The 11,886-nt window shown below is 37.6% G+C and carries 13 protein-coding genes; 5 read left to right on the forward strand and 8 right to left on the reverse strand.

The genetic code is table 11. The annotated features are described in order from the left end of the window. The 5 genes from E0485_RS23420 to E0485_RS23440 form a co-directional block, all read right to left on the reverse strand. Nucleotides 1-656 (reverse strand): beta/alpha barrel domain-containing protein (locus E0485_RS23420; RefSeq protein WP_132420483.1); only part of this gene is annotated, 656 nt, incomplete at its 3' end. Nucleotides 657-695: 39 nt separating this feature from the next. Then, complete coding sequence (locus tag E0485_RS23425; RefSeq protein WP_132420484.1) at nt 696-1,793, reverse strand: substrate-binding domain-containing protein; 1,098 nt, start codon at nt 1,791-1,793, stop codon at nt 696-698. After that, entirely contained in the window at nt 1,790-2,845 is a 1,056-nt protein-coding gene (locus E0485_RS23430) for an ABC transporter permease (RefSeq protein WP_132420485.1), read from the reverse strand. Before E0485_RS23430 ends, E0485_RS23425 begins: the two co-directional genes overlap by 4 nt. Before the next feature lie 15 nt (nt 2,846-2,860). Next, a complete protein-coding gene (locus tag E0485_RS23435; protein ID WP_132420486.1) occupies nt 2,861-3,838 on the reverse strand; it encodes an ABC transporter permease in 978 nt (325 codons plus the stop codon). Continuing rightward, nucleotides 3,835-5,337, reverse strand: coding sequence for a sugar ABC transporter ATP-binding protein (locus tag E0485_RS23440; RefSeq protein WP_132420487.1), 1,503 nt, complete (start codon nt 5,335-5,337; stop codon nt 3,835-3,837). The genes E0485_RS23435 and E0485_RS23440 overlap by 4 nt, the downstream gene beginning before the upstream one ends. A gap of 220 nt (nt 5,338-5,557) precedes the next feature. On the opposite strand from E0485_RS23440, the gene E0485_RS23445 reads away from it, so the two are divergent. Genes E0485_RS23445 through E0485_RS23455 form a run of 3 tightly spaced genes read left to right on the forward strand, consistent with a single transcriptional unit; the run spans nt 5,558 to nt 8,433 of the window. Beyond that, nucleotides 5,558-6,472, forward strand: a complete 915-nt coding sequence (locus E0485_RS23445) for a sugar-binding transcriptional regulator (RefSeq protein ID WP_207911045.1) — start codon at nt 5,558-5,560, stop codon at nt 6,470-6,472. 14 nt (nt 6,473-6,486) lie between these two features. Then, nucleotides 6,487-8,052 (forward strand): autoinducer-2 kinase, encoded by a 1,566-nt coding sequence (gene lsrK, locus E0485_RS23450; protein WP_132420488.1) that lies wholly within the window; start codon nt 6,487-6,489, stop codon nt 8,050-8,052. 15 nt (nt 8,053-8,067) lie between these two features. After that, a complete protein-coding gene (locus E0485_RS23455; protein ID WP_132420489.1) occupies nt 8,068-8,433 on the forward strand; it encodes a cupin domain-containing protein in 366 nt (121 codons plus the stop codon). Between the two features lie 93 nt (nt 8,434-8,526). Here E0485_RS23455 and E0485_RS23460 read toward each other — a convergent pair whose 3' ends face one another. Together E0485_RS23460 and E0485_RS23465 are read right to left on the reverse strand one after the other, a co-directional pair. Beyond that, nucleotides 8,527-8,874 (reverse strand): VOC family protein, encoded by a 348-nt coding sequence (locus tag E0485_RS23460; RefSeq protein WP_132420490.1) that lies wholly within the window; start codon nt 8,872-8,874, stop codon nt 8,527-8,529. 50 nt (nt 8,875-8,924) lie between these two features. Beyond that, on the reverse strand, nt 8,925-9,341 hold the full coding sequence (locus E0485_RS23465) for a VOC family protein (protein WP_132420491.1): 417 nt from the start codon (nt 9,339-9,341) through the stop codon (nt 8,925-8,927). Nucleotides 9,342-9,622: 281 nt separating this feature from the next. Here E0485_RS23465 and E0485_RS23470 point away from each other — a divergent pair, with 281 nt between their 5' ends. Together E0485_RS23470 and E0485_RS23475 are read left to right on the forward strand one after the other, a co-directional pair. After that, nucleotides 9,623-10,807, forward strand: a complete 1,185-nt coding sequence (locus E0485_RS23470; RefSeq protein ID WP_132420492.1) for a YhgE/Pip domain-containing protein — start codon at nt 9,623-9,625, stop codon at nt 10,805-10,807. Nucleotides 10,808-10,853: 46 nt separating this feature from the next. Continuing rightward, on the forward strand, nt 10,854-11,393 hold the full coding sequence (locus tag E0485_RS23475; RefSeq protein ID WP_132420493.1) for a PadR family transcriptional regulator: 540 nt from the start codon (nt 10,854-10,856) through the stop codon (nt 11,391-11,393). 336 nt (nt 11,394-11,729) lie between these two features. Here the strand turns inward: E0485_RS23475 and E0485_RS23480 are convergent, their stop codons facing one another. Then, nucleotides 11,730-11,882 carry a dihydrofolate reductase family protein gene (locus tag E0485_RS23480; RefSeq protein ID WP_268957632.1) on the reverse strand — a complete coding sequence of 51 codons (153 nt, stop codon included), beginning with the start codon at nt 11,880-11,882 and terminating at the stop codon, nt 11,730-11,732. Between the last annotated feature and the right edge of the window lie 4 nt (nt 11,883-11,886).

Raw genomic sequence — 11,886 nt, forward strand, 5'->3', positions numbered from 1 at the left:
CATGCTGCAACGACCTCTTCAAAATTATCACAGTAATAGGATTTGATAATATTCGCTCCTAATTCTGCTACGATTCTAGTAGCTAGCTTGAAAAACCGATCAGTTCGTTCCATTTCCTTACCTACTGCAATTACACCCATTGTAGGAATACTGTAACGACTTCCGAGATTCACCATATCGGATAAGTTTTTTAAGCTGGATAATTGACCCTCTGCCCCTACAAATGTTTGGACTGCTAAACAATCCGCATTGATCCGCACTGCTTCTTCAATATCAACTGCATTAATCTCATGACTTAAATCATCAAATAGAATAGATGAACCTGAAGTCGCACGTAAAGCGATAGCCTTTCCGCAAGCTGGATCAACACTTGTCCGCAGAGCACCTCTAGTTCCCATAAGCACATCGACTTCGTCTATCACTTTGGGAATAATAATATCTAATCGCTCCAAGCCGGATGTGGAACCCATAAAATACCCGTGGTCAAAAGCGAACATGACTGTATTTCCACTTTTCTTATTGAAAATATTAGATAAGTGCTTTTTCATGCCCCATTCTGCATTACTAGCTCCCTTAACGTGAAATGTTCCATTACTATCTACCGGAGTATCTAAATAATAATCTTTTGCCACTTTCAAGCCTTCAATGTCTGCCATTATCTGTTTCCTCCTTATGATTTGTTATATAATTGCAATTTAAAAATTGTAATTATCCGCATTGTCTTTTGTGAAAACTGTTCTTTCTGGCATAATAATCACACCACTATCCTGACTATCTTTTGCATCAGGATTTAATACCGAGTTATTCATTAGCTCAACAGTCCCAATACCTGGAATATCTACTTTATCGCCTACTTTAATATCTTTTCCTTGAGCAAGATAGTTAGATAGATAAACAGCAATTCCACCCTGAACCTTTACATCCCACAGACCCCATTCTTCCAAAATATTAGCTTTAGCGTAGTTTTTGATTGAATTTGGGGAAGCAAAACCAGTAATTGTAATTTTACTTTTATCTAAGCCATTATTTTGTGCTGCTTGGAGCTGCCCAGGTAAGGCTGTAGAATCGTTGCAAATGATCAAATCAATATCCTTATGAGCTGACAAAATCGCTTCCCCAACTGTAATAGCCTTTTCAGCATTTTGTTCGCTGTAATAATTTGCCGGAGCTACGTTTTCCCAATTCGGATATTTTTCTTTGATATATTCTTCACCGGCTTTTTGCCAAGAGTTCTGGTCTTGAACAGTTGATTGAGAATAATGCCATACATATTTTATTTTATCTTTCGCAGGATCCTTGCCTCTTTTCGTCAGAGCATCAACGCCCATGTCAACCAACATATCACCTAATTGTTTAGGAGTTCCTTGAGCCACCATTAATTTTCTAGCATCAGGTGAAACATCGGAATCCCAAGTAGTAACGACTATCCCAGAATCTTTTGCACGTTTTAAAACGTCATTCAGGCCAGCAGCATCTACCGCCGAGATAGAAATTGCATCTACGCCCTGCTGAATGGCATTGTTAATAATGGTTACCTGATTAGCTACAGATGCTTCAGGATTTCCATCGTATTTAACAGTGAATCCCTCTTTTTTGGCCATCTCTTGAGCGCCATCATTTCCAGATTCAAAAAAAGCATTCCCAGAGAGTTTCGGAACAAATACGATCGTTTTCCCTTTACCATTTCCTCCACTCGGAGTAGCCCCAGCATCCTTGTTACTGTCTCCGCATGCTGTAAGCCCAAACACCAAACTAACTGCTAGTACAACGCCCAACCCTCTTCTAAATTTCATAATGATTCACCTCTATTTGTAATTTTTTTTACTACCTTTTTGATAGCGCCACCATTAATAAAGGATCTTATGATCAATACAACAATCAGTAATATTCCAACCGGAATATCTAAGTATTGTGTATTAACACCTGACATGGATAATCCAAAACGCATAATCCCAATCACAACTGCGGCAAGGGCAGTTCCTAAGACATTCCCTTTTCCCCCATAATTTGAGGTGCCTCCTAAAACCACTGCTGTAATAATTGGCAAAGTTAATTCTTTACCAAAGTCCGCTTTGGCTGTTCCTAAATAGGCTGTTAAGACAATCCCAGCAATCGCAGCTGCGATCCCCGAAAGCACATACGTGCTAGCAATAATAGAGCTAGATTTAATTCCTGAGTATTCTGCTGTGTTTCTATTCACACCGATCAAAAATATTTTTCGACCATATTGTGTTTTGTGCAGTAAAACATAACTGATTGCGACCAGCAGAATAAATAAAATCAATTGATTCGGTATTCCTAATACATTACCTTTGAACAGTTTAGTAAAGCTTTCTGGAAATCCGCTTATCCCTTTGTAAGATTCAACTGAACTCATACTCGTTATGGCTAAAGCAATTCCTGAAAAGAGAAACGAACCTCCTAAAGTAATTACCATTGGCTGAACATCTGTTGTTGCAATCAAGGTCCCACTGAATAATCCACACAAGCCGCCAATTAGTAATCCAATCAAACAAGCAATCCATATGTTTAATCCCAATTGGGACCAAAGCAAGCCAACACTGATTGAGGTCAGACCAACAACTGAACCAGCTTGAATATCAATACCTCCCGTAATCATTACGAAAGTGACAAACAATGAGATAATACAAATCGGCATGAAATCGTTAATACTTCCCATTAAAACAACTGGATTTAAAAACCGGCTGTTAATGCTTCCGAATATAACAATTTCTAAAACAAGAAGAATGATTAAAAAATATTCCCATCTCCACTTGAACTTGCCACCACTTAAAATACTGCCCGTTTTCAATGATTGTGGTTTTGAATTTATCGCGCTTCCCATGAATTACGCTCCCTTCTATCCAATTTTGGCAGATAATCTTTCTCTTCGTAATTTTTCTGCAGAGCGGCGATTCATTACAGCACCAGCAACTACGATAACTATTAGAAGCAAGCCTGTAATTGTATTATCAAACGTTGATGGAAAGCCAAGGAATACTAATATCCGACTGATCGAAGCCATAATTAAGGAACCAGTAATACTTCCCCAAACCGTTCCGACTCCGCCATTAAGATTAATCCCGCCAATAACACAGGCTGCGATTGCGATCATTTCATAACCCACACCCGCAGTTGGTGTAATAAAGCCCACTCGACTAGCGTAAAGTACACCTGCTAATGCTGCGAAAGCTCCACACAAAATAAAACTTAATACCTTGGTTCTATTAACAGAGATACCAATAAGTTTGGCACCATCGATATTGTCACCAACAGCTTTAAAAGATTTTCCAACCCCAGTACGACTTGTCAGCAAATATAAAATTAGCGTAATTAGTAGAATACTTATATAAAACCAAGAGAAGCTATTAAATAATAGTTTTTGTGCTAATCCTTTAAATTCAAACGGGAGATTTTCGATCCATTTGCCACCTGTAAATACATAAATACAGCCTCTGATGATCCCATAAGTTCCTAAGGTCATAATAATGGAAGGAATCTTGAAGAAAATAACTCCAACTGCATTACATATCCCAACAATCACGCCAAACAAGATAGAAATAAGAAAAGCCCAAAATATTGGTGCACCACTCGTAATCAGGGTGCCAGCAATTGCTGCTGAAAAACCTAAGGTAGCCCCGACAGAAACATCAATTTCGCCGGTAAATAGTACAAAAGCCATCCCTAAAGCTACTAAAGCATAAACAGCGCTACCATTAACCATTTGAAAAATATTGTTCGGGGATAAAAAACTTGGATTAAATAATCCGACTGCCAGAATAATGACAATGATTACTCCTAAAGATGATAACTCTCGAGATTTCAAGATTTTGTTCATGAGACAACCTCCTTAGTTACACCAAACGAGGAACTCATTAAATTTTCAGGATTGATTTCTTTTTTGACATATTGAGCATTTATCTTCCCTCTGTACATGGTCAACGCTCGATCTGCCAGTTGAACAATCTCTTCCATATCTGATGAAATCAACAGAATGGCAACACCTTCCGATTTGAGTTTATAAATAATTTTGTAAACATCTTCTCGGGCTCCCGCATCAATTCCACGGGTAGGTTCGTCTAAAATTAAGATTTTCGGGATTGAAGCTAGAGCTTTAGCAATTACTACTTTCTGTTGGTTACCACCAGATAAATTAGCAATTTCCTCATTAATAGATGATGATTTTATTTTGAAAGAGTCTTTATACTCCAGGTATAATTCCCCTTCATAATTCTTATTGATAAAAAACTTACCCATTGACCTTAACGACGCAGATGAAATATTCATACCAATATCACTAATTTTAAATATTCCATTCTTAAAGCGATCTTCCGGTACATAATTCAATCCGCTTTCAATGACCTTTCGGGTTGGGAGTGAAGTAATATCTGTTCCCTCAAGTGAAACTTTGCCAGAATGGACTTTATCTCGGCCGAAAATTGTTTCGGCTAGTTCTGTCCGACCAGCGCCTACAACACCTGCCAGTCCTAAAATCTCTCCAGAATAGACATCAAATGAAACATTTGAAAAGCCGTTTCCTGACAAATTTTCAATTTTTAAAACGGAGTGACCATCGCCTTTCTTCTCAACAACCTCTTCTGTCAACTTTCTTTCAACATCCAGTTTACTTTCCTCAGGTAGAAGAGCCTTAATCAATAGCTCATTATTGAATTCAGATACTTTACCCTTTAAAGTAATTTTGCCATCGCGCATAATCACGACATGGGTAGAAATTTCAAAAACCTCGTTAAGTCGATGGGTAATATAAATGATCCCAACACCCTTACTCTTGAGATCTTCAATAACTGAAAACAATGACTTTATTTCATTAAAAGTAAGTGAACTCGTTGGTTCATCTAAAATAAGTATTTTTGATTCACGAATAATACCTTTTAGAATCTCAACTAACTGCTGTTCTGCGATTGATAATGTCATAGCCTGTCGATATACATCAATTTTCCAACCTAACTCTTCGATCAGAGAATCTAATTTTTTCTTATTTTCGGTCTTCTTACCTTTAAGACCAAGCAGGATGTTTTCTTGAACTGTCATATTAGAAAAGAGCATCGGTTCTTGAGGAACAAGATAAACCCCATTTGAAAGAGCAATAGAAGGATTGATATTTTTTAACTCTTTACCGGATAGGACCAATTTCCCCCGATCGGCTCTGTAAATTCCCATTATTATTTTCATTAATGTACTTTTACCGGCTCCATTACCTCCTATAATTGAAATAACCTCACCAGAATGCAAACACAAATCAATCCCTTTCAAAACATGGTTGTCCCCAAAGGATTTAACGATTGATTCACATTCCAGCAATGATTCTTTGCTCATGTCCTCTCACCCTTTCAATCCACATTTTTAAACTTTTGTATTAGCAATGTAACTTATGTATTAATCGAAATTTGTTGTTCTCTTTTCAATTACATAATAACTCTGTTTGTAAACGCTGTCAATCTGAATAAAAGGAATATTTTTCTCCTCCACTGTTGAATTAATCGAATACAATTGTTATAATGTAATTACATTTGTTATAAGTGAGGATGGATCCCCAATGATGGATAATAGTGAGTTTTACGAGAATTCCCTTTTAGCTAAAGTCGCTTGGCTTTATTACATTGAGCAAATGACTCAAAAAGAAATCAGCGACCATTTAAGTATCACAAGAATAAAGGTCATCAAAATGTTAGAGATGGCACGAGAGAAAAAAATCATCCAATTTCAATTCTCAACTTCTGATCGAAAGAAAATTGACTTGGAATCAAAACTTATCAAAAAATACAATCTAAAAGATGCTTTCATCGTTCCATTTTCATCGGACAATAAAGTTAATGACGCTATTGCACAGGCTGCTGCCATGTATATTGACGATATCATCTCTGATAACGCATATATCAGCATGGGCTATGGTGATACGGTCAGCAAAGTCTTGAACAATCTTGCGACCATTTCAAATAAGAATATATCCATCATTTCTATGACCGGAGGAGTAGCTCCTTATCTACCAAATAATAAGTCTAGTATATTTAGAGCGAAACTTTATCTCTTACCATCTCCCCTTTTTATGAGTTCTAAGGAAACAGCAATTAACATAAAAAAAGAGGAACCAATTAAGGAAATTATCGAAATGACCAATTTATCGCAAATCTCCGTCGTGGGTATCGGAGGAATGAATGAGGAAGCAACTGTTTTAACATCTCATATATTAAACAGTAATGACTTCATTAAACTTAAAATGAAGGGAGCAGTCGGGGATATCTTAATGCACTTTATTGATGAAGATGGTAATCTGGTTGATTCTGAAATAGAGGAAAAACTCGTAAGTATCGACCTAGAAAAACTAAGAGAGAAAGGTAATGTGATTGGCGTAGCTGCAGGTAAGAATAAAATTGAAGCAATTAAAGCAGCCCTAAAAGGTGGGTATATTAACACCATCATCACTGATGAATCGACCGCCGAATTTCTTTAGAGGAGTTGAATAACATGACTGAAAAATTACTTATGGCTCTTGACGGAGGAACGGGTAGTTTTCGTGCAGTAATTTACAATACTCTTGGAGAACAAATCGCAATCAACCAAAAAGAATGGCATCACAAACCAGATCCTGCTTATCCGGGAAGTATCGACTTTGATTTCCATAAAAACTGGACGATCATTGTTCAATGCATTAAAGATCTATTGAAGGATAATCCAATTAATGCAGACAATATCATCGGCATAAGCACTACTTCTATGCGGGAAGGCATCGTTCTATATGACAAGGACCATCAGGAATTGATGGCCTTCTCCAATGTCGATGCCCGCAGCACTGCAGAATCGATTTATTTAAAGGAGCAATTCCCCACACTGGAAAAAGAGCTATATAAAACGACAGGACAAACCTTCGCGCTAAGCTCTATACCTAGACTCTTGTGGGTCAAAAATCATAAACCAGAAATTTATCAGGCAACAACGTATATTAATATGCTTAACGACTGGATCATTTTCAAGCTAACCGGCAAGTTGACCTCAGAACCAAGTAATGCCTGTACAACTGGTCTATTCAGCCTAGAGAAAAGGACATGGGATTCTTCATTGGCAGATATATGCGGGATTAAATCTCATATTTTTCCGCAAGTTTATGAAAGCGGTACCGTAATTGGACAAGTAACATCGCAAGTTGCTATTGAAACAGGTTTATCAAACAAAAGCTTGGTGGTAGCCGGCGGTGGCGATGCCCAGTTGGGATGTCTAGGTGTCGGCAACGTCAACAACGCACAGGCTACACTTTTCGGGGGAAGTTTCTGGCAATATGAATTTAACTCAAATCAAGTTTCCACTGATCCTAAGACTAGAATTAGAGTAAACTGTCACGCAGTACCAAATTTATGGCAATTTGAAGCCATCGCGTGGAACGCTGGTCTAATTATGCGTTGGTTTAGAGATGCCTTCTGTCAGGAAGAAAAAAAACAGGCATTAGAAAATAATGTTACAGTTTATTCCATTCTTGATCATTATGCGGAACAGATTCCAGCTGGGTCAAATGGCATAATTCCAACATTTGCAGATTTAATGAATTTTGGAAATTTGAAAAATTCTGCCCCTTCCTTTACCAATTTTGATATCGATCCAGAAAGATTCAATAAATATACCTTTTATCGTTCGATTATGGAGAACGCCGGCTTGATCTCTTATGGACATATGAAGTTAGTAGCAGGTTTGACTGGTATCCTTCCAAAAGAAGTGATTTTTGCAGGAGGATCTTCATATAGCCCTCTATGGTGTCAGATTATTAGCGATATTCTGGGAGTAAAAGTAAAAACACCTAAAGAGAAAGAAGCAACTGCATTAGGAGCAGCAATGTTAGCCGGAGTCGGTACTGGTGTGTACACTTCTTTGGAAGAAGCAACACAAATCATTAAATTTGATACTACATATTACCCAAATCAAGAAAATCATAAGAAGTACATGGAAATCTATAAATCCTGGCAGAAGGTCTATAAAGCTCAACTTAAATTGAGCGACCAAGGGTTCACCAAACATATGTGGATTGCACCAGGAGCTAAATAAAAGGAGGAATTAATAATGTTTGTAATTGATCAAAGTGAAAGAGAGTATAGATTTGGTGACAGCGGTCCTAAATACCTCATGAAAGGTCCGAGATCAAATTTTGCTCTCGTACGATTCAATCCTGGGCAGGATTTCCCGGCACATTACCATAACATTATGGAAGAAAACTTTTATATCCTAGAAGGAAAGGTGGATGTTTATGTCGATGATCAAGTCCACCATCTTCATCCGGGTCAATTGATCCATATCGAACCAAAGCAAGTTCACTATGTAAATAACCCTTATGACAAACCAGTTGTAATGATATCAACATTGGCACCGTATCAAGAGGTCGATAAAGTTGATGTCCCTGATTTCAAAATCCAGTGTTTCCCATTATAAATAACGGCGCTCTTAGGACACCAACAAAAGATGATTCCTGTACTTGTACGGGAATCATCTTTTTGCGTCCCTACTGAAATGAATTACAACTCGTTATTTCTCCCAAAGCTCGACCAGTCGACCTTCAGGATCTTCAATCCAAATAAATTTTCCAAATTCACTAATCTCTTTTTTCTTTGCAAGAGGTACACCAATATGTTCAAGATGCTTAATTGTCTCGTCTAGATTATGTACTTGGAAATTTAACATCACTTGTTGATCTGTTGGAAAGTAACTGTCATTCTCGGTAAAGAAAGAAAAGATAGTCTCATTACCTAATTCGGGTTTTATTACAGTCCCATTCCAATTATCTATTTCAATCTTCAATACTTCACTGTACCATTTTTTTATAACTTCAAGATTCTTGGTTCTCCAAAATATTCCTCCAAAACCTTTAATCATCGTATCTAACTCCTGTCTGTCATTTCTTCACGAAATGGCGAATCGGGTTTTCAGCCTTGCGGTATTTTGCTCATATCCATATACAACGCGTTCCACCGATGACCGTCCGGATCGGCAAAACCGCAGCCGTACATCCAGCCATCCTTTTCGCCCGGCTTGCTGAATACAGTGCCGCCGGCACGTTCAGCTTTCACCGCTAACTCATCAACTTCATCCCTGGAGTTCGCCCCTAGAGAGAATAACACTTCAGTACCCTGCCACGAATCCGCAACTGCATTACCAACAAAACCGCGGAACACGGATTCCGGGAAGAGCATCAAAACAACCTGATTGTCGCCGACGATCAAGCTGAATGACCCATCTTGACTCGCATACTGCTCATTCAGCCGAAAACCGAGCTGGGTATAAAACGCCTTTGCCCGTTCTGGTTCTCGCACTGGCAGGTTCAACCATAATTCTCTCGACATACCTAACAACCTCCTGATATAGAGATGTAGTAATCACACAACCCTATGTAAATTCAATGCTTGTTATAAACTTTCCTTCTTGTTTGGATATTAATCCATCTTCAACTATCCTGCCCCTCAATAAGTAGGTAGAAACTCCTTAGATTAATTTCTAAGGAGTTATTTGGTTTATAAATTCTCATTGACTTTATAAAAAGAATAGAATAAACTGATCTAGCACTTTAAACAAAGTACTTTAATTAAAGTATATTATTAGTTTGAGAAAGAAAGGATACAACTATATGAAATTTACTCAGTTCTTAAAAACAAAAGGTGCAATAGCTGCTATGTTTATGGGAATTTTCTATGCTATTGCAATGCTAGCCATTTTTTTACCTGGCTATTCAGCCATTCCAGGAAATGTGGACAAATTGCCAATTGCTATTGTCAATGATGATGCAGGTGAATATGGAGGAAAGATTGCCAGCCAGTTAGAAAACAATTTACCGTTTAAGAATATTGAGACAGATATAACAAATGATAAGGCCTTAGAAGATTTAGAGAAGAATGATTTAGCGTTAGTGATACACATCCCAGAAACGTTCTCTACGGATCTGCTAAAAGGGGAAACTTCATCCAGTATCGACTTTACAATTAATGAAGCAGGAGCAACTACTGTTTCTTCTACAATGAAGTCAGTAGTTACGGAAATTAACAATCAGCTAAGCGCGCAATTCTCACAACAAACTGCTCAAGGCGTGTTAATGAATTTTAATATTCCACAAGACCAAGCTGCTGAATTAGCGAAAAAGATTGAATCAACTTATGTAGGTAACGTAATTACAATCAACAAAATACCAGCGGGTATGAATAATAATATGCTGCCCATGTTCTTAACGATGGCTGGTTATACGGGTGCAATGATTGGGGCGATGCAATTGGTATCTGCCTTTAGAGATAGCCGTACAAAAGCAAGTAAAAAACGTTTATTCACTTATGTACAACTGACTGCTTTAGTGATTGCAGCGGTGTCCTCACTAGCTGGTACAGGGATAGCCTACTTAATTAATGGACCAAGTGGTAGCCTATTCTTCAGTATTGCTGGACAACAAATACTAAACTATATGGTATGTTTCAACTTCACAGCAGTTTTAGTATTCTTAGTTGGTGAAGGCGGTATGGTTTTAAACTTACCAATTTTATTAATCCAAACATTAGCAAATGGTGCTACAATGTCACGTGAAATGATGTATAAGCTATATGAGTGGATGAGCCATATTTCCCCAATGTATTATTCCGTACAGGGATACTATGCCAAACTATATGGAAGCATTAGTCCAAGTCCATTTATCTGGTCAATGGTTGCGGTTGGGGCAATTGCAATGCTAATTAATATTCTCATTGTCGCTTTTATCCATAAACCAATGCCGTTAGAAACAGAGAAAACAATGGACAAAGTACAAAGTGTAGCTGAAGTTACAGCTTAGTTTTGCTACAATAAGAAGACAAATTCTTCTTTAAGGAGCATATAGAATGTCTGTTCAAATTTATATATTAAGTAAGCTGATGGAGAATAATAGTTATCCATATAAATTGAAAAAACAGCTTTCAGAGCCGATTCCATTGGATGAACTAAGTGGTTTAACTGAAAGCAAACTTTACTACCATTTTGAGACATTAGCCAAAAAAGGTTTAATCGAGGCGATTGAAATCATTAAAGAAGAACATCGACCGGATAAACAAGTATTCGCGATTACGGATAAAGGGCGTGAAGAACTACCTAAATTAATCTACAAGTTGTTTGAAAAAGCCGATGATATTACTGAAATGTTAATAGCTTTAGCAAACATCAAATATGTTGATCGTAATAAGGTAGCGGAAATATTAGAAAAAAAATTAAATACGATTACGAATCGTTGGAATACAGTTTCACGATTTGAAGGTCAGATTAAGATAGACGAAAATAACGAGAAGTTAGTAAAATTTATGGTAGGTTATTTTTCAACAAAAATAGAGCACAAGATTTATTGGCTTGAGGAGTTAATTAAACGGATTAAACAAGAGGAAATTTAATGGAATTTTCTTTTGCATGGGGGTGCTTCCTTAGCCGAGGAAGTGCCCTTTTATTTTATTATCTATCAAAATCCATTCCCCTATCTTTACTTCGGATTATCTTAAGAATGATACGATCCTCTAAGCCCAACTTACCCTCTCCTTTAGAATTGAAAAAATGCCCCTATGAAAAAAATCATCGGGGCATGCTGTATCATTGAACTATCGTTCCCTGTTAGCGCAACAATTACTTAATAAGAGCTGGCATCAAATACCGGTTCACGATATCGCGAGGATCTTTAAACCATTTCAAATGTTTAGGGTTTAGCCACATGGATGTTGATTTCCTGATCAATCTTATCTTTCCGGAAGATAAGTCAGAACAACGACGCCTGAACCAAATGTCTTTGTTTCCGCCAGTTTCAGCACTTTCTTATCGATCCCTTCTCCAAAGAGACGTTTTCCGTTTCCAAGCACAACTGGGAAAACCATGAGCCGATATTCGTCGATGAGG

Source organism: Paenibacillus albiflavus (assembly GCF_004344915.1).
GTDB classification, from domain to species: domain Bacteria; phylum Bacillota; class Bacilli; order Paenibacillales; family NBRC-103111; genus Paenibacillus_AM; species Paenibacillus_AM albiflavus.

Bases quoted from the DNA above. Each gene is read 5' to 3' on its own strand.
- E0485_RS23425 (WP_132420484.1), bottom strand. From the start codon at position 1,793: ATGAAATTTAGAAGAGGGTTGGGCGTTGTACTAGCAGTTAGTTTGGTG.
- E0485_RS23465 (WP_132420491.1), bottom strand. From the start codon at position 9,341: ATGTCGAGAGAATTATGGTTGAACCTGCCAGTGCGAGAACCAGAACGG.
- E0485_RS23460 (WP_132420490.1), bottom strand. From the start codon at position 8,874: ATGATTAAAGGTTTTGGAGGAATATTTTGGAGAACCAAGAATCTTGAA.
- E0485_RS23430 (WP_132420485.1), bottom strand. From the start codon at position 2,845: ATGGGAAGCGCGATAAATTCAAAACCACAATCATTGAAAACGGGCAGT.
- E0485_RS23470 (WP_132420492.1), top strand. From the start codon at position 9,623: ATGAAATTTACTCAGTTCTTAAAAACAAAAGGTGCAATAGCTGCTATG.
- E0485_RS23435 (WP_132420486.1), bottom strand. From the start codon at position 3,838: ATGAACAAAATCTTGAAATCTCGAGAGTTATCATCTTTAGGAGTAATC.
- E0485_RS23440 (WP_132420487.1), bottom strand. From the start codon at position 5,337: ATGAGCAAAGAATCATTGCTGGAATGTGAATCAATCGTTAAATCCTTT.
- E0485_RS23475 (WP_132420493.1), top strand. From the start codon at position 10,854: ATGTCTGTTCAAATTTATATATTAAGTAAGCTGATGGAGAATAATAGT.
- lsrK (WP_132420488.1), top strand. From the start codon at position 6,487: ATGACTGAAAAATTACTTATGGCTCTTGACGGAGGAACGGGTAGTTTT.
- E0485_RS23455 (WP_132420489.1), top strand. From the start codon at position 8,068: ATGTTTGTAATTGATCAAAGTGAAAGAGAGTATAGATTTGGTGACAGC.
- E0485_RS23445 (WP_207911045.1), top strand. From the start codon at position 5,558: ATGATGGATAATAGTGAGTTTTACGAGAATTCCCTTTTAGCTAAAGTC.